This window comes from Chromobacterium sphagni (genome assembly GCF_001855575.1).
Lineage (GTDB): Bacteria > Pseudomonadota > Gammaproteobacteria > Burkholderiales > Chromobacteriaceae > Chromobacterium > Chromobacterium sphagni.
Genome location: NZ_MKCS01000001.1, coordinates 2,442,408 through 2,459,728 on the forward strand (window position 1 = coordinate 2,442,408; position 17,321 = coordinate 2,459,728).

The following is a 17,321-nucleotide window of genomic DNA, read 5'->3' on the forward strand; positions in this document are numbered from 1 at the left end:
CCATAGCGCGTGCCGACATGACCCAGCTGAGCAACGATACTTTCCTGCGGGCCCTTTTGAAAGAGCCGGTTGAATACACCCCGATCTGGATGATGCGCCAAGCCGGCCGCTACCTGCCGGAGTACCGCGCCAGCCGCGCCCGCGCCGGCAGCTTCATGGGCCTGTGCACCAGTCCGGATTTCGCCACCGAAGTGACGCTGCAGCCGCTGGAGCGGTTCCCGCTGGACGCGGCCATCCTGTTTTCCGACATCCTGACCGTGCCGGACGCGATGGGCCTGGGCCTGTATTTCGCCGAGGGCGAGGGCCCCAGGTTCGAGCGCCCGCTGCGCGACGAAGCCGCCATCCGCACCTTGCAGCCGGCGCCGCTGGACAAGCTGCAATACGTTTTCGACGCGGTGGCCAGCATCCGCAAAGCGCTGAACGGCCGCGTGCCGCTGATCGGCTTTTCCGGCAGCCCGTTCACGCTGGCCTGCTATATGGTCGAGGGTGGCGGCTCCGCCGACTTCCGCCACGTCAAGGCCATGCTGTACAGTCGTCCGGAGCTGCTGCACCACATCCTGGAGATGAACGCCCGCTCGGTGACCGCCTACCTCAACGCCCAGATCGACGCCGGCGCGCAGGCGGTGCAGATCTTCGACACCTGGGGCGGCGCGCTCAGCCACGCCGCGTACAAGGAGTTCTCGCTGGCCTATATGCAGCGCATTGTCGCCGGCCTCAAGCGCGAGTCCGACGGCCGGCGCGTGCCGGTGATCGTGTTCACCAAGAACGGCGGCCAATGGCTGGAAGACATCGCCGCCATCGGCGCCGACTGTGTCGGACTGGACTGGACCGCCGATATCGGCCTGGCGCGCGCGCGCGTCGGCGACAAGGTGGCGCTGCAGGGCAACTTCGACCCCAACGCGCTGTTCGCCGAGCCGGCCGCCATCGAGCGCGAAGCGGCGCGCATCCTGCAAGGCTATGGCAGCGGCAGCGGCCACGTCTTCAATCTGGGCCACGGCATTTCGCAGTTTGCCGATCCGGCTCATGCCGGCGCGCTGGTCGAGGCCGTGCACCGGTTGTCGCGCCCTTATCATTGCCAGTGACGTTTCCCGCCAAGCTAGTGCATCGCCTGGTGCGCGGCGCACCAGCTTGGTGCCTGTCGTGAATATTGAATGATTCCTTGTTTTTGTTTAAACAAATCAGTCATTTTCATGATGGGAATCCGCGGAAAAAATCCCGGTTTTTTTAAGTTTTTATTGCACTTGTCCTATTGCGGCCTTTGTTGACCGCCAGGGTATCCGAGCCCGCCAGAGCCGCTTTCGGCTCTGTTTCCAAATGGATATTTGCATCCCGAAAAATGTGTGTTGACAGCGGGCGACGCTGGTGTTCCTGGAGTTATGCACACCGCCTAGTCGCTGGCGCCTCGCTTGTCAAGCATGTGCGGGGGAAAATAGTCAACTTTATAAGTTGTTGAAAATAAAAGAGTTTTACATTTGATTAATTTTTGTGCAATCCAACGGAAACACTGATTTCATGGCTTTTTGCCAGGTATCACCAAGGTTGTTCACAAAGTTATCCACAAGATCTGTGCACAGCGGATGCAAAGCCTTGTCGCAGCAGGGTTTGCCTGAGGAAGGCATGTAAATGGATGGTAAGGATCTGGTCCAGGTGGTGGTGGATCTGCCGCTGCCCGGAACGTTCAGCTACCTGACTCAATCACCCGTCATGGGTGGCGCGCGAGTCTGCGTTCCGTTCGGAAATCGCCGGGTATGTGGCGTAGTTGTCGCGCCGATACCGGGGGAGGGTGTCAGCCAGATCGATGCGGCCAAGTTGCGATGCATCGAAACCGTGCTCGACGGCTTGCCGCCATTGCCGGAGGAGTTTCTGGCGCTGGTCGATTTTGCCGCCGGCTATTACCACCATCCGCTGGGGCCGACGCTGTTCACCGCGCTGCCCACCGGCCTGCGCGAGCCGCGCGATGTGCGCCGGGTCGACCAACGGCCCTTTGCGCTCACCGCTGCGGGTCTGGCTGAAGCTCCGCCAGCGCGGCAGCGCGCGCGGCTGGCGTTGTGGCAGGCCTTGCAGGACGGGCCGTTGCGGCTGGAGCAGGCCAAGGCGGTGACGCCGCAGGCCGGAAAGCTGCTGGCCGACTGGCTGGCCGAGGACAAGGCGGAGCGGATCACGCCGGAGCGTCCGCCTCTGGTGCTGGGCGAAGCGCCGGCGCTCAACGCCGAGCAGCGGGCGGCGCTGGACGCCTTGTGCAGCAGCCAGGGCTTTCAGCCCTGGCTGCTGCACGGCGTCACCGGCAGCGGCAAGACCGAGGTCTACCTGCAGTTGATCGCCGGCCACCTGGCGGCGCGGCGGCAGGTGCTGGTGCTGGTGCCGGAAATCAACCTGACGCCGCAATTGATCAACCGCTTCCTCGAACGCTTTCCCGGCAGCCGCATCGTGGTGCAGCACAGCCATCTAGCCGAAGGCGAGCGCATGCACGGTTGGCTGGACGCCTGGCACGGCGATGCCGACGTGGTGATCGGCACCCGATTGTCGGTGTTCACCCCGCTGCCGCGGCTGGGCCTGATCGTGGTGGACGAGGAGCACGATGGCTCGTTCAAGCAGCAGGACGGCCTGCGCTACCACGCGCGCGATCTGGCGGTGTGGCGCGCGCGCCGCGCCGGCATTTCCATCGTGCTGGGCTCGGCCACGCCCTGCCTGGAGACGGTGGCCAATGTCGAGGCCGGCCGCTACCGCAAGCTGGTGCTGTCGCAGCGCGCGCACGGCGCCGCCAGACTGCCGGATGTCAGGCTGGTGGATACCCGGCGCCGGCAACTGGTGGAAGGCTTGGCCGAAGGGGTGGTCGAGGCGCTGAAAACGCGGCTGGCGCGGCGCGAGATGAGCCTGGTGTTCATCAATCGCCGCGGCTTCGCCCCGGTGGTGGCCTGCACCGCCTGCGGCTGGACCAGCGGTTGCCCGCACTGTTCGGCCAAGCTGGTGGTGCATTTGCTGGAGCGCAAGCTGCGCTGCCACCATTGCGGCTGGGAGGAGCCGGTGCCGCGCGCCTGCCCGGATTGCGGCGATCCCGACATCAAGCCGCTGGGGGAGGGCACGCAGCGGCTGGAGGCGGCGCTGCAGCGCATGCTGCCCGAGGCGCGGGTGCTGCGGATAGACCGGGACACCACCAGCCGCAAGGACGCCTGGGATGAGGTGTACCGCAAGGTGAACGGCGGCGAGGTGGACATCCTGGTCGGCACCCAGATGCTGGCCAAGGGCCACGACTTCGGCACGCTGTCGTTGGTGACGGTGCTGGGCGCCGACGGCGGCCTGTACTCCGCCGATTTCCGCGCGTCGGAACGGCTGTTCTCGCAGTTGATGCAGGTGGCCGGCCGCGCCGGCCGCGCGGAGGCGCCGGGCGAGGTGCTGGTCCAGACCCAGTGGCCGGACCACCCGCTGTACCAGGCGCTGGTGGCGCACGATTTCGACGGCTACGCCGCCAGCTTGCTGGCGGAGCGTCGCCAGGCCGGTTTTCCGCCCAGCGTGTTCCAGGCGCTGCTGCGCGCCGACAGCCCGGAACTGGCGCAGGCCACCGCCTTTCTCAAACAGGTGCGCGCGCTGCTGGAGCCGCTGGCCGAGGGCGTGCTGATTTCCGGCCCGGCGCCGGCGCTGATGGCGCGGCTGGCGCAGCGCGAGCGGGCGCAGCTGGTGCTGGAGGCGGTGCAGCGCGGCGCGCTGCACCGCTTGCTCTTGCAGCTGCAGCCCTTGCTCGATCCGCTGGCGCGCCAGCATGGCCGCAGCCTGCGCTGGTCGCTGGATGTCGATCCGCAGGAGTTATGAGATGAAGATGACGAGACAATTGACGCTGCTGGCCGCGCTGGCGGTTTACGCCGCGCCGGAGTTGGCCCTGGCGCTGGATTTGCACGGCTTCAAGCCGGACGAGATCGCCGTCTGGGCCGCCGCTGTGGAAGGGGGCCAGCCCTTGGCGGCGCATCGCGCCGACGCGGCGGTGAATCCGGCTTCCACCATGAAGCTGCTCACCGGCTGGGCGGCGCTGAACCGGCTGGGGCCGGACTACCGCTGGAAGACGGCGCTGCTGTCGGCCGCGCCGCTGCGGGGCGATGCGCTCAGCGGCGATTTGTACTGGCTGGGCGGCGGCGATCCGCGTTTCGACAACGGCAATCTCTTGAGCCTGCTGTACAACCTGCGGCTGCGCGGCGTGCGCCAGCTGGACGGCAAGCTGTTGCTGGACAAGCGGGCGTTCAGCCGGCTGGCCAGCGCCGACGATTTCGACGGCGACGCCGGCAAGGCCTTCGTGGTGGGGCCGGACACCCATCTGACCAATCTGAAAGTGGCCTGGCTGACCTTCTTCAACGACGGGCATGGCGCGCGGGTGGCGCTGGACCCGCCGTTGCCGGGTGTCAATCTGCAGGTGGATGTCAAATCCGGCGGGGATGAGGCCTGCCCGGACGTGCGCCGCTTCGTCGCCATCCGCAACGATGGCCGCCATGTCAGTGTGACCGGCAGTGTGCCGGCCGCCTGCGACGGCGCGCGCGCCTACGTCAACGTGCTGGAGCATGACGAATTCGCCGGCCAGGACTTTGCCGCGCTGTGGCATGCGCTGGGCGGCAGCGGACCGCTGACGGTGGCGCAGGGCCGGGCGCCGGACAATGCGCGCGAGCTGGCGGTCTGGCAGTCGCAGCCGCTGGCGGTGGCGTTGGCCGACATCAACAAGTACAGCAACAACACCATGGCGCGCACCCTGTTTCTGACGCTGGGCAAAGAGGCCGGCGGCGGCGACACCGCCGCCGCCGCCGAGCGCGCGCTGCGGGAGCAACTGGCGCAAAGGCGCATCGACGACGCGAATCTGCTGGAGTTGGAAAACGGCTCCGGCCTGTCGCGGCGCGAGCGGGTGAGCGTCCGCCTGCTGGGCGAGGTGCTGCTGGATGCCGCGCGCGGGCCTTACGCCGGCGAGTTCTTGGCCAGCCTGCCCATCGCCAGCGAGGATGGCACGCTGAAGAAACGCTTCGCCGACCTGGGGCCGCGGCTCAGGATGAAGACCGGCACCTTGCGCGACGTGAAGGCGCTGGCCGGCTACTGGCAGGCCGCCGATGGCCGCCGCCTTGCCATCGTCGCCATTGTCAACAGCCCGCGCGCGGCGGAAATGGGCAAGGCGCTGGACGCGGTGGTCGGCGATCTGGTGCAGGCGTTCGATCCGGCGGCGGCGCGATCCGGCGCAAACCGCTAAGGCGCCGACTCAGGCTATAATCGACCCCGACAGACCTTAATCAGGCGAGGAATATGAAACCGGTTACCATGTACACCACCGCGGTATGCCCGTACTGCGTGCGCGCCAAGCAACTGCTGGCCAGCAAGGGCGTGAGCGGCATCCAGGAAGTCCGCATCGACCTGGACCCCGAGCAGCGCGACAAGATGATGGCCATCACCGGCCGCCGCACCGTGCCGCAGATCTTCATCGGCGACACCCATATCGGCGGCTGCGACGACCTGGTGGCGCTGAACCACGCCGGCAAGCTGGATACCCTGCTGGCGGACTGAGCGGCGCGCGGGCCGCGCCGGTTGGCCGACGCCGGCTTTCATGCGATGATGCCCGCCGTTGTACCCAATTAAAATTCGGCCGTCATGGCGACGGTTTTTTGTGAGAAAGAAAATGAGCGAACAACAAGAGCTGCAACCGGCGTTTTCCATCGAAAAAATCTATGTGAAAGACATGTCGCTGGAGGTGCCCGGCGCGCCGCAGGTGTTCCTGGAGCAGGCCCAGCCGGAAATCGATATGCAGCTGGCCAGCGCCGGCCAGCAATTGGACGACGGTTTCTACGAAGTGACGCTGACGGTCACCGTAACCGCCAAGCTGCCGGAAAAGACCATGTTCCTGTGCGAAGTGGCCCAGTCCGGCATCTTCCAGATCCGCAACGTGCCAGGCGACGACCTCGACCCGATCCTGGGCGTGGCTTGCCCGAACATCTTGTTCCCCTACGCCCGCGAAGCGGTGTCCAGCGTGGTGAATCGCGCCGGCTTCCCGCCGGTGCTGCTGGCCCCGATCAACTTCGAAGCCCTGTACATGCAGCAGCGTGCGCAGCTGGCCGAAGCCGGCAACGCCTGAGGTTGAGCATGAAGCGCCTCGTCATCACGCTGCTGTTGGCCCTGGGCATGGCCCAGGCCGCCCAGGCCCTGGAATTCCGCTCGGTCAAGGAAACCGGCGTCGCATTGTACGAGGCGCCGGCGCTGTCCGCGAAGAAGCTGTTCGTGGTCAGCCGCTATTATCCGGTGGAAGTGCTGTCCAGCCAGAAGGAATGGGCGCGGGTGCGCGACGCCACCGGCGGCATCGCCTGGATTCCCGCTGCCGCCTTGTCCAAGCAGCGCTGGCTGCTGGTGGTGTCGCCGCAGGCCGGCGTGCGCGACCGGGCCGGCGAAGACGGCAGGCTCTTGTACAGCGTGCCCAGGGACGGCGTGCTGGAACTGATGGAAGCGCCGCAGGACGGCTGGGCCAAGGTGCGCCACCGCGACGGCAGCATCGGCTATGCTCGTATTACCGACTTGTGGGGTTTATAAGGGCTTAGCATGAAACTGGCGATTTTGGGAGCCGGCGCCTGGGGAACCGCGCTGGCTATAGCTTTTTCCCGCCACCATCAGGTGACGCTGTGGGCGCGCGACGCCGCGCAGATCGCGCAGATGGCCGAGGCCCGCGCCAATCGGCGCTACCTGCCCGACTGCCCGTTTCCCGATAGCTTGACGCTGAATGCCGATCTGGCGGGCGCCCTGCTGGATGCCGAGCTGGTGTTGATCGTCACCCCGATGGCGGGCCTGAGGCCGACGCTGAAGGCGTTGACCGCGCTGCCGGTCCTGCCGCCGGTATTGTGGGCCTGCAAGGGTTTCGAAGCCGGCTCCAGCCTGCTGCCGCACCAGGTGGTGGCGGAGGAATTGCCGGCCGACCATCCTTGCGGCGTGTTGTCCGGTCCCAGCTTCGCCCGCGAAGTGGCGCAGGGACTGCCGGCGGCGGTCACCGTCGCCAGCGACGACGGCGATTTCGCCGCCCGCGTCGCGCGCGAGCTGCATAGTCCGCTGCTGCGCCTGTACGCCAACGACGACCTGGTGGGGGTGGAGGTGGGCGGCGCGGTGAAGAACGTGATGGCCATCGCCACCGGCGTCGCCGACGGCCTGGACTTCGGCCTCAACGCCCGCGCGGCGCTGATCACCCGCGGCCTGGCCGAGATCACCCGCCTGGCCATGGCGCTGGGCGCCAGCCCGCAGACCATGATGGGCTTGTCCGGCATGGGCGACTTGATCCTCACTTGCACCGGCGCGCTGTCGCGCAACCGCCAGGTGGGACTGAAGCTGGCCGAAGGCAAGCCCCTGCCGCAGGTGCTGGACGAGCTGGGCCATGTCGCCGAAGGCGTGGCCACTGCCCGCGAGGTGCTGACCATGGCCGAGCGCTTGCAGGTGGACATGCCGATCACCGCCGCGGTGTGCGGCCTGTTGTACCAGGGCCACGATCCCAAGCAGGTGGTGGCCGGGTTGCTGGGCCGCTCGCCCAAATCCGAATCCGGCGCGATGCTGGATTGAGCCGGCCGCAGCCGCCGTTTGCCGGCGGCGGCCACGGCCGAACGCCGCCTCATGTGTTTGGTTTTCCCTTCCTGTCAGTGCGGGCTGAAGGTCCGCCGTTCCAGCAACTGGTCCTCGGCGTCTTGCGACAAGCGGATCGCCTCCGCCGCCCGCGCCCGCAGCCCGCTCTGGTAGCTGGCCAGGCTGACCGCTAGCGGCTGCTGCCCAGCGGCGGCGATGCCAAGCTGCGCCGCCAGCGCCGCCGCGTCGCGCAAGGCGGTATTGGCTCCCAGGCCGCCGGCCGGACTCATCGCATGCATCGCGTCGCCCAGCACGGTGACCGGCCCGGCCGGCCAGTTGGCGTTTGCGTTGCCGCTGCGCACGCGCATCAGCGCCAGCGAGGCCGGTTCGGCAAGGCGAAACGCCGCCTGCAAATCCGGATGCCAGTCCCGCGCCACGCTGGCCAAGCGCGCGGCCCACTCGGCTCCGGCCGCCGCTTCCCCGTTTGGGGTTGCCTGGGCGAACATGCTTTGCGGGCAGTACAAGGCCCAGTACAGATAGTCGTCTACCGCGCTGAAGCGGCCAGCGAGTCCGGCTTGCGTTGCCAGTCCCGGCAGCGGGGCGGCGAAAGTCATGGCGTCGATCACGACCACGCACTCGTCGGCGAACACCACGGCCGGGCCGGCGCATAAGCGCGGCTCCAGCCGCTGCCGGTTGGCTGGCGTCAGCAAGGTCTTGCCGTACAGGCAAACCGCTCCGGTTTCCGCTGGCGCGGCGTTCGGCGCCAGCTGGCGCCGAACCTGGGAGTGGACGCCATCGGCCGCCACCAGCACATCGCACAGCCGGGACGCCCCATCGTCGAAATCGATGGCCAGCTTATCGCCTTGTTGCCGGAAGCGGGCAAAGCCCTTGCCAAATTGCACATGCGCTTCGATGCCGCATAGCAGGATTTCGCGCAGAGTCTGGCGATGGACTCTCAAATCGCCGCCGTCATGCTCGCTGTCCTCGGTTTGGGTGGCCGGACGCCAGTGTTCCGCGGCCCGGCCAACGGTTTCCCGCAGCTGGGTGTCGAAAAAGCGGCCGGCCGGGCCGGTTTGCGCGCAGCTCCGGCGGAACAGGCGGTAGAGCGCCGGCGGCAGGCAGTCGGCCAGCGCGCCGCGGCCGGCTTCGTCGATGCGGATGCGGTAGCCCTGCGTCCGGCTGTCCAGCGCGGGGTCTTTCTCGAATACGGTGAACGGGACACCCAGGCGTTTCAGGCTCTGGGCCAGACTCAGGCCGCCGATGCCGGCGCCTATGATCGCTACATGAAAATCCGCTGGCATTGCCGTCTCCTAGCCGCGTGTTGTTGAGGTGCGTTTAGTGTGGGTGCGAACCGGCAAGGGCTGATAGCATGGTATGGACAGAAAATACTGATAAACGGACAAACATGCCGCGCGACGTTGTGGCCAATATCGATTACTCCGACTACCTGGGCGGCCCGGTGCTGGTCGCCCATGCCGGCCATGCCGGACCGGACAGCGAGTTTCGCCTGGGAACTGTGGAATACGATTGGCACCAGCATGCGCGTGGCCAGCTGTTTTGCGTGGCCAACGGCCTGGTGCATGTGCGCACCCGGCAGGGTTCCTGGCTGCTGCCGCCTGGCCGGGCCGGCTGGATACCGCCGGGCGTCAGCCACAAGGTGGCCATCCGCGGCGCGATGAGCGGCTGGGGAGTGCTGATCGCGCCGGATGCCTGCGGCGGTCTTCCCGTCTCGCCCTGCGTGGTGGCCATCGGCGAGCTGTTGGGCGCCGTGGTGCATCGGACCGCGGCTTGGGACGACAAGCATAGCCTGGACGAGGCGCAGCAACGGCTGGCGGCGGTGCTGCTGGATGAGTTGCGCATGGCCCGGCCAGAGCCGCTGCATTTGCCGATGCCGCTGGACGAGCGCTTGCTCAGGATCGCCCGGCGGGTGATCGGACAGCCGGGCGGCGCCGAGACGCTGGAGGTCCTGGCCAGCCATGCCGGCCTGTCCGGCCGCAGCGCGCGCCGCCTGTTCGCGGCGGAGACCGGCATGAGCTTCGTCCAGTGGCGGCAGCAGGCGCAGTTGAGCCATGCGCTGGAGTTGCTGGCTGGCGGCGATTCCGTCGCCGCCGTGTCCGATGCGCTGGGCTACGCCGCGCCCAGCAATTTCATCGCCATGTTCCGCCGCATCCTGGGCGACTCGCCGGCCAGTTACTTCGCCAAGCGGCGGCAACCGGGCGAGGCCTGAGCCGCGGGCTGGCGCGGAGTCAGGGTTTGCGGCCCGGCCACACCACGTCCTGATCCACCGCGTACAGCGAGCAGGGGCTGGGACTGCGGTTCTGGCAGAAGCCCAGCGCCCGGTCGGTGGCGTCGCTGCCGTAGGCATAGCCCCAGTGGCCGTCGGGGCTGATGGCGAAGGCGCGCGGCAGGGGGCTGGAGAGGAAGCGGGCGTAGCCGTTGCGCCTGTCGTCGGGCTTGAGGTAGGGGATGCGGTCGCTGTCGTCCAGCGCGGCGTAGCCGCTGGATGCAGGGCGCGGCGCGATGCCCGGTTGGCGGAAGCCCAGCCCGCGCAGATAGTCTTCCAGCAGCGGCATCCAGATGGCGGCGCCGTGGGAGAACAGCAGGTGGCCGTTGTCGCCGAAGGCCGGCAGCAGCCGGTAGTCCAGCTGCGCGCCGCCGGCGCGGTAGACGCGGGCCCAGCTCTGCGAGTATTCCGGGCCGAAGAAGCGGTCGTTCTGCGTGTAGACCCACAGCATCGGTATGCGGGTCTGGCTGCCCATGTCGGCGAACAGTTGCTGCAACTGCGGTGCGGAGCAGGGCGTGCCGGGATGGGTGGCCGGGTCGCCGCCGGCGCCGCCGGCAAAGTTGATGGCGGCCACCACTCCGGGCGGATTCTCGGCGGCGGCGGCCACCGTGCTGATGCCGCCGACCGACTGCCCCAGCAGCAGCATGCGCTGGCTGTCGACATCGTCCCGGCGGCGGCCGTAGTCCAGCGCCGCCAGGATTTCCGCCACCGCCGGCCGCAGCGAGGCGGCGTAGTCCTTGCGCCGACAGGGGCCGGAATCCTCCGGGTCCAGCTCGCCGGCGCTGGAGCCGTAGCCCAGCCGGGTGGGCACCAGCACCACGAAGCCCTTGCGCACGAAATAGCGGGCGGCCTCCAGCATGCGGATCCGCGGCGGACTGGCGCGCTCGGCCGGCGTGGTGGCGCGGCCGTGGCTGATCACCACCAGCGGATGCGGGCCTGCTCCGACGGGGCGGTAGAGGGTGACGGTCATGGCATGGCTGCTGGCCTGGCCGTTGCCATCGGGCAGGCGCACCGGCAGCAGGATCACTTCTTCGCCCAGGTCGCGCGCCAGCGGTTCTTCGGCGCGGACGCCGCAGGCCAGGCCCAGCACCAGCAGGGCTGTCAGCAGGGGGAGTTTCATCGGGGCCGCTTTCGGTGGATGTCGTCGTCAGGCGCCGCAAGCGATGATATGGCCGACGGCCTCGATGTTTCAGGCGTCAGCGGCGCTGCGGCCCCAGTCCCAGTGCGTAACGGATCGCCTCGCGTTTGAGCGGCCCGGCCCGGTTGGCCAGTCGCAAGCCCAGGCCGCGCAGCAGCCTGAGCGGGGCGATATCGTTGGAGAAACCATAGCAGAAGGCGTCCATGCCTGCCTGCATCGCCAGGTTGGCCGGTTTGCGGGCGCGCTGGTAGCGCGCGAGCGCGGCCGCGCCGGCCCAGTCTTCGCGCTTGCCGTGGGCCGCCAGGATGGTTGCGGCCAACGCCGCCGCATCCTGGAAACCGAGGTTGACGCCTTGGCCGGCCAGCGGATGTATGGTGTGGGCGGCGTCGCCGGCCAGCGCCACGCCGTCTTTGACATAGCATTGCGCGTGGCGGCGGACCAGCGGGAAGCTGCCGCGCGCCGCGATGCGGACGATGCCGGGCAGCTTGCGCGGGAAGGCCTGGCTGACCGCGGCGATCAGTTCGTCGTCGCCGAGCGCGAGCAGCTGGCGGATTCTTTCCGGGCGGTGGTACCACACCAGCGAGGCGGCGTCGCCCGCCAGCGGCAGGAAGGCCTGCGGCCCGTCCGGCGTGAAGCGCTGCCAGGTGATGTCCTGTTGGCCGCTGTCCATCCGGCAGGAGAGCACCAGCGCGTGCATCGGATAGTCCCGGCTGGCGACGGCGATGCCGGCCGCCTCGCGCACCCGGGAGTGGGCGCCGTCGGCGGCGATCAACAGCCGCGCCTGCAGCCGGCCGCCGTCGGCCAGCGTCACTTGCGAGGCTTGTGGCCGATAGACAATGTCCTCCACTGCGGCCGGGCAGCGGTAGTCGACGCCGCCCTTGTCCAACAGCGCGGCGGTGGCGGCCAACTGCACCACGCGGTTTTCCACGATATGGCCCAGTTGCGCCACGCCGGCTTCGGCGGCGTCGAACAGGGTGCCGCCGGCCTCGTGCTGTTCCCACACTTGCATCAGCCGGTACGGCGCGGCGCGCATCGCCAGCAGCCTGTCCCAGGCGCCGATGCGCCGCAGGAATTGCGCCGAAGCCGGGCTGATCGCCGACACCCGCAGATCGGGCTCCTGTTCCGCGTCGAAAGGCTGCGGCGCCTGCTGTTCCAGCACGGCGATGGACAGGCCGTGGCCGGCCAGGGCGGCGGCTAGCGCGCTGCCGACCATGCCGCCGCCGACGATGACGATGTCGCGGTGTTCCATTGGGTTCTCCTTGTCAGGCCGGGCCAGCGCCGGCGCGAATGGCCGTCATTCTGACCATGCCGGCGGGGCGCCGCCTTGGTCTGGATCAAGGCCGCTTTCCAACAGCGAGCGCATGCGCGGCACCACGTGCTGGATGAAGGCCTCGTATTTGCGCGGCAGCGGATGACGGTATGGATAGACCAGGAACACCGGCCAGCAGTCGTGGCTCCAGCCCGGCAGCACCGGCGTCAGCCGGCCGGACTTCAGGTGTTCGATCGCCACGTAGTGGGGCAGCAGGGCGATGCCGCTGCCGGCGATGGCGCCGGACAATAGCGGCGCGTACTGGTGGCTGCTGAGCACCGGTTGAATCCGCACCTGCTTCTGCACGCCGTCCTTTTCCAGCAGCCATTCCGGCGCGTCGCGCAGCTTGGGCCGGCTGGTGTCGAGCAGGATGCGGTGATGGCTCAGGTCTTCCGGCGTCTTCAGCGGAGGCGCCTTGGCCAGATAGTCCGGCGCGGCGAACGCCCATTCGCGCACGAAGCCCAGTGGTTTGGCCACCAGCGCGTCGTCGTGGACGTTGCGGGTGCGGATGCAGAAGTCCAGCCCTTCGGAGATAGGGTCCTGCAGCCGGTTTTCCACTTGCAGCTTCAATTTCAGGCAGGGGTGCAGCACCGCCAGCTCGGCCAGGATGGGCGCGAGCAGGTATTGGGCGAAGGAGGTGATGGAGCTGATTACCAGCGGACCGCTGACCTCGCCCTCGGCTTCGTTGACGTCCAGGCGGGCGCGTTCCAGCAGGCTGCGCAGTTCGCGCGCGTGCACCGCCAGCCGCTGTCCGGTTTCGGTCAGCGCTACCCGGCGGGTGTTGCGCAGCACCAGCACTGTGCCGAGGTCCTGCTCCAGCGCTTTCACCAACTGGCTGATCCGGCTCTTGGTGCAGTGCAACTCGTCGGCGGCCGCGGTGAAGCTGCCGCAACGCACCAGCGCGTCGAAGGCCAGCAGCGCTTGGGCATCGGGTAAGTGATTTGTTCTCATTTCATGAACAGTTTGTCATGACAAATGCGGTTTTTCAATTCGATTATTCATAATACGATCGGATCATGATAAATGATTGAACAGTGGAGCCGGCAATGAGCTTATTGCGCCGTGGGTTGAAAAGGCTGCTGGCCTGGTGGTGGCAGGGAATGACGCTGCATGCCAGGCAGGCCTGCCGGGATGAAGTGGAAGCATTGGAGCGAATACGCAATCAGGCGGGAGAAAGACGATGAACAGCGATATCACGCGGCAGGTGGTGCTGGGCTTCCTGCGGGAGGTCAGGTCCGGGCGCAATCCGGACGCGGCGGGAATTTACCTGGCGGAGCAGGTGGCGGCCCACCAGCTGGAGTCGGAAAATCCGCGCGTCCTGGCGCGCAGCCCGGCCAATTATGCCGACCATGTGCGCGAATTCCGCCAGTTGTTCGGCGAGTTCACGCTGCGGATAGACGAGCTGTTGGTGAATGGCGACCGCGCTTACGCCCGCTGGACTCAGTTTGGCCATCATACCGGCCAGATAGATGGCTATCCGGCCAGCGGCAGGCCGTTGACGCTGATAGACAGCGCCTGTTACCGGGTGGCGGACGGCAAGATCGTCGAATACTGGATACAGGCCGATCGCTGCGGCTTGCACCGCCAATTGGCCTGGACCGAGCAGGGATGATGAGCCTGAACGCGAAGCTCTCCCGCCGGCGTGAGGAGGACGGCGAAGCAGGCCAACCGGCTACTTTTTTGTTGATGGTCATGTCGGCATGCGCGGCCATGAGCGTGGCCAATGTCTACTATGCGCAGCCCTTGCTGGACACGATCAGAGCCGACTTGGGCATCAGCGTGGCCGGGGCGGGCGGGATAGTCACCGCCACGCAGCTTGGCTGTGCGCTGGTGCTTTGTCTGGTAGTGCCGCTGGGGGATTTGTGGAACCGGGTGCGCTTGCTGCTGGTGCAGTTGGCGCTGCTGTTGCTGACGCTGTTGTTCATTGTCTGGGTCGCCAGCCCAACGCTGCTATTGCTGGGCATGGCGGCGGCCGGCTTGTTTGGCACGGCGATGACTCAGGGACTGATTGCCTATTCCGCGACGTTGGCCGCGCCAGAGCGGCGCGGCAGAGTGGTGGGCACCGTGCAGGGAGGCGTGGTAGTCGGATTGCTGCTGGCGCGGGTGCTGGCCGGTTGCATCAGCGATCTCGCTGGTTGGCGCGCGGTGTATCTGGCTTCCGCAGGGGCGACGCTGACCATGCTGCTATTGCTGGCGCGATTGTTGCCGCCGCGGCCGGCAAGGCGGATGGAGTTGTCTTATCCCATGTTGCTGCATTCCATGTGGCTATTGTTGCGGCGGGAACGGGGGTTGCAGATACGCGGCATGCTTGCCTTGCTGATGTTTGCGATTCTGGGAATATTTTGGAGCGCGATGGCGCTGCCGCTGAGCGCTGAGCCATTTGGCTACTCGCATACGGCGATAGGCGCATTTGGCCTGGTGGGGCTGGTCGGCGCGCTGGCGGCTGCCAAGGCCGGGCGCTGGACGGATCTTGGCTTGGGTCAGCGGACCAGTGCGGCGGCGTTGCTGTGCATGCTGTTTGCTTGGCCGCTGCTGGCCTGGATGGAGCATGGCTTGTGGGCGCTGATTGTTGGCATCATTCTGCTGGACATGGGCGGGCAGGCGATTCACGTGGTCAACCAGGGCATGATTTTCCGTGAGGCGACGACGGCGCACAGCCGCCTAGTGGCATGTTATATGCTGTTTTATTCATTGGGCAGCGGCCTGGGCGCGATTGCTGCGACCAGCGTATACGCCTGCTTGGGCTGGCAGGGGGTATGCGGGTTAGGCTTTGGCGTCAGCATGCTGGCCGTGCTGTTCTGGTGGGCTACCTTGGAGCGTATGCCTGAAACTGCCGCTGCTCAGTTGGCCGGATAGTGGGAGAGTGGCAGTTGCAGGTCTGCCGCCGGCGCCAGCCGCATTCGACAGCCGTCATCATCTTCTGAAACAATGCCTCCTCGACTAGGGCCGCGCAGATGGCCCGTGAAACCGTCTAGGAGTCGCTTTGCCCTATCTCGCCCTGAGCCTGGCCATGCTGTTGTGGGCCAGTTCCTTCATCGTTCTCAAATATGTCTTCGTTTTCTACCATCCGCTGGCGGTGCTGTTCGCCCGGATGGTGATCGCCAGCCTGTGCCTGTTGCCGTTGTTGATGGGCGGCCGGGTGCGCTGGCGCTATCAGGCCGGGGATTGGCGCTGGCTGCTGGCGATGGGTCTGGCCGAGCCCTGCCTGTACTTCCTGTTCGAGGCCAATGCCCTGACCTATACCAGCGCCTCGCAGGCCGGGGTGATCACTGCCACGCTGCCTATGCTGATGGCGATAGGCGCCAGCCTGTTCCTGCGCGAGAAGCAGGGCCGGCAGGTGTGGCTGGGCATCGTTCTGTCCTTTGCCGGAGTGATCTGGCTGAGCGCCGGCAGCCGGGCCGGGCCGGGCGCGTCCGATCCGGTGCTGGGCAACGCGCTGGAGTTCTGCGCCATGATCTGCGCCAGCGGCTATGTGCTGATCGCCAAGCGGCTGTCGCCGCGCTATTCGCCGCTGGCCATCACCGGCATCCAGACGCTGATAGGTTGCGCCTGGTTCGGCCTGCTGCTGCTGACGCCGTGGGGGCGCTGGCCGGACAACTACCACTGGCTGCCCAGCCTGTGGGTGCTGTACCTGGGCGCGGCCATCACGCTGGGCGCGTATGGCCTGTATACCTGGGCGGTGTCGCGCATTCCGGTGGCGCGCGCCGGCGCCTTCATCAATCTGATTCCGGTATTCACCGTACTGCTGGCCTGGCTGCTGTTGGACGAGCGCTTCCTGCCGTGGCAGGGCTTGGCCGGGATGCTGGTGTTCGCCGGGGTGTGGCTGAGCCAGCGCAAGCAGGCTTGAGTCCATGCATGCCGACTGGTGGCTTTTCCGGCTATAGTCGATGATGCAGAATAGAATGAATATTTCCTTTGATGACCTTAAGGACCAGAGCATGAAGCCTCGGCATATCAGATCGTGCATGGCGTTGCCGCTGCTGCTGGCGTTGCAGTCGGCATGGGCGGACGATGCGCCGGGAGCGGCGGAGCCCCAGGTGCAGCAGGTGATCAAGCTGCCGCTGCGGGTGGGCAAGCCGGCCCAGACGCCGGAAGGGCCGGCCGCGGCCATGCCTTCCCCATCCTCCCCGGCCAGCGGAACTCAGGTCAAGCCGGCCGCAGGCGGCAAGCCCGCGGAAGCGGGCAAGAAGATGGAGGCGGCCAAGAAAGGCGCTCCGGCCAAGGCTGATGCGGCAGCGCCGGAGAAAATGGAACCCGCGGTGCCGATGGGCAAGCCGCCGGCGCGGGATCTGAGCCAGCCCAGTCCCGAGGTGACGGCGCCGGGCGGCAGGCCGCACGCGGCCCGCAAGGCGCGTGCCAAGCCCAGACAGGTCGCGCATGCCGCGGCCAAGCCCGCGGCTGGCGAGACCGGCCAGGTGAAGAGCGTGGTCGGCAGCATACTCAAGGCCAACGGCGCCTATATCGCCAAGCATTCGCCGGGCTATCTCGCCAAGCTGGGCGAGCGTCAGATGCCCAGGGCCACGGTGGTGACCTGCTCCAATCCCGGCGGCCAGGTGGGCATGCTGGGCGGCGACGCCGACGGCGAGCTGTTCGTGATCAGCAATCTGGGCAACCAGCTGGCCACGTCGGAGGGCTCGGTCGAATACGGCGTGCGCCACCTGCACACGCCCTTGCTGATGTTCATCAGCCATTCCGGCTGCGGCGCGATCAAGGCGGCGGCCAGCGATTACAGCGCGATGGAGCCTGCGATCCAGAAGGAACTGGACAATATCGAGATACCCAAGGGCATCGACGCCACCAACGGCGCGCTGATCAACATCAACAACCAGGTGGAAGGCTCGATCCTCAAGTTCTCCGGCGAGGTAGAGGCCGGCCGGCTGGCGGTGCTGGGCGGCTACTACGATTTCAACAACGATCTGAAGCAGGGCCGCGGCCGGCTGGTGATCACCAATATCAACGGCGAGACCGATCCGGTCCGCATCCGTGAGCTGAGCCGCAGCGGCCAGTATTTCAAGTACGGTTTCATGGGGCGGTAGCGC

At 67.1% G+C, this 17,321-nt stretch carries 17 protein-coding genes; 13 read left to right on the forward strand and 4 right to left on the reverse strand.

Annotated elements, in window-relative coordinates; genetic code table 11:
• Positions 1-17 precede the first annotated feature (17 nt).
• The 7 genes from hemE to BI347_RS11575 all read left to right on the forward strand — a co-directional run bounded on the left by hemE (position 18) and on the right by BI347_RS11575 (position 7,551).
• Positions 18-1,082, forward strand: a complete 1,065-nt coding sequence (gene hemE, locus BI347_RS11545; RefSeq protein ID WP_071112703.1) for a uroporphyrinogen decarboxylase — start codon at positions 18-20, stop codon at positions 1,080-1,082.
• A 541-nt stretch (positions 1,083-1,623) separates the two neighbouring features.
• Complete coding sequence (locus BI347_RS11550) at positions 1,624-3,807, forward strand: primosomal protein N' (protein ID WP_071115915.1); 2,184 nt, start codon at positions 1,624-1,626, stop codon at positions 3,805-3,807.
• Position 3,808: 1 nt separating this feature from the next.
• Positions 3,809-5,215 (forward strand): D-alanyl-D-alanine carboxypeptidase/D-alanyl-D-alanine endopeptidase, encoded by a 1,407-nt coding sequence (dacB, locus tag BI347_RS11555; RefSeq protein ID WP_071112705.1) that lies wholly within the window; start codon positions 3,809-3,811, stop codon positions 5,213-5,215.
• Between the two features lie 53 nt (positions 5,216-5,268).
• Positions 5,269-5,526: a glutaredoxin 3 gene (gene grxC, locus BI347_RS11560; RefSeq protein ID WP_071112706.1), complete on the forward strand. Its 258-nt coding sequence runs from the start codon at positions 5,269-5,271 to the stop codon at positions 5,524-5,526.
• A gap of 112 nt (positions 5,527-5,638) precedes the next feature.
• The gene (gene secB, locus BI347_RS11565; protein ID WP_071112707.1) at positions 5,639-6,091 is read left to right on the forward strand and encodes a protein-export chaperone SecB; all 453 of its coding nucleotides are present in this window, start codon (positions 5,639-5,641) and stop codon (positions 6,089-6,091) included.
• Positions 6,092-6,099: 8 nt separating this feature from the next.
• Complete coding sequence (locus BI347_RS11570; protein ID WP_071112958.1) at positions 6,100-6,540, forward strand: SH3 domain-containing protein; 441 nt, start codon at positions 6,100-6,102, stop codon at positions 6,538-6,540.
• A 9-nt stretch (positions 6,541-6,549) separates the two neighbouring features.
• Positions 6,550-7,551: an NAD(P)H-dependent glycerol-3-phosphate dehydrogenase gene (locus BI347_RS11575; protein ID WP_071112708.1), complete on the forward strand. Its 1,002-nt coding sequence runs from the start codon at positions 6,550-6,552 to the stop codon at positions 7,549-7,551.
• A gap of 74 nt (positions 7,552-7,625) precedes the next feature.
• On the opposite strand, the gene BI347_RS11580 is transcribed toward BI347_RS11575, so the two are convergent.
• Entirely contained in the window at positions 7,626-8,852 is a 1,227-nt protein-coding gene (locus BI347_RS11580; RefSeq protein ID WP_071112709.1) for an FAD-dependent oxidoreductase, read from the reverse strand.
• Between the two features lie 104 nt (positions 8,853-8,956).
• On the opposite strand from BI347_RS11580, the gene BI347_RS11585 reads away from it, so the two are divergent.
• Positions 8,957-9,778, forward strand: a complete 822-nt coding sequence (locus BI347_RS11585) for an AraC family transcriptional regulator (protein ID WP_071112710.1) — start codon at positions 8,957-8,959, stop codon at positions 9,776-9,778.
• A gap of 19 nt (positions 9,779-9,797) precedes the next feature.
• On the opposite strand, the gene BI347_RS24805 is transcribed toward BI347_RS11585, so the two are convergent.
• From BI347_RS24805 to BI347_RS11600, 3 genes are all read right to left on the reverse strand, one after another.
• Complete coding sequence (locus tag BI347_RS24805; protein WP_071112711.1) at positions 9,798-10,955, reverse strand: alpha/beta hydrolase family protein; 1,158 nt, start codon at positions 10,953-10,955, stop codon at positions 9,798-9,800.
• 76 nt (positions 10,956-11,031) lie between these two features.
• On the reverse strand, positions 11,032-12,222 hold the full coding sequence (locus BI347_RS11595) for an FAD-dependent oxidoreductase (protein ID WP_071115916.1): 1,191 nt from the start codon (positions 12,220-12,222) through the stop codon (positions 11,032-11,034).
• 45 nt (positions 12,223-12,267) lie between these two features.
• Positions 12,268-13,233 (reverse strand): LysR family transcriptional regulator, encoded by a 966-nt coding sequence (locus BI347_RS11600; protein WP_071115917.1) that lies wholly within the window; start codon positions 13,231-13,233, stop codon positions 12,268-12,270.
• A gap of 95 nt (positions 13,234-13,328) precedes the next feature.
• Between BI347_RS11600 and BI347_RS23970 the strand changes: the two genes are divergently transcribed.
• The 5 genes from BI347_RS23970 to BI347_RS11620 all read left to right on the forward strand — a co-directional run bounded on the left by BI347_RS23970 (position 13,329) and on the right by BI347_RS11620 (position 17,318).
• The gene (locus BI347_RS23970; protein ID WP_158020770.1) at positions 13,329-13,466 is read left to right on the forward strand and encodes a hypothetical protein; all 138 of its coding nucleotides are present in this window, start codon (positions 13,329-13,331) and stop codon (positions 13,464-13,466) included.
• Positions 13,463-13,894, forward strand: a complete 432-nt coding sequence (locus tag BI347_RS11605) for an ester cyclase (RefSeq protein ID WP_071112714.1) — start codon at positions 13,463-13,465, stop codon at positions 13,892-13,894. The genes BI347_RS23970 and BI347_RS11605 overlap by 4 nt, the downstream gene beginning before the upstream one ends.
• A gap of 80 nt (positions 13,895-13,974) precedes the next feature.
• The gene (locus BI347_RS11610; RefSeq protein ID WP_338032392.1) at positions 13,975-15,138 is read left to right on the forward strand and encodes an MFS transporter; all 1,164 of its coding nucleotides are present in this window, start codon (positions 13,975-13,977) and stop codon (positions 15,136-15,138) included.
• 127 nt (positions 15,139-15,265) lie between these two features.
• Positions 15,266-16,129, forward strand: coding sequence for a DMT family transporter (locus BI347_RS11615; RefSeq protein ID WP_083338831.1), 864 nt, complete (start codon positions 15,266-15,268; stop codon positions 16,127-16,129).
• 91 nt (positions 16,130-16,220) lie between these two features.
• Positions 16,221-17,318 carry a carbonic anhydrase gene (locus BI347_RS11620; RefSeq protein WP_158020772.1) on the forward strand — a complete coding sequence of 366 codons (1,098 nt, stop codon included), beginning with the start codon at positions 16,221-16,223 and terminating at the stop codon, positions 17,316-17,318.
• Positions 17,319-17,321: the final 3 nt, after the last annotated feature.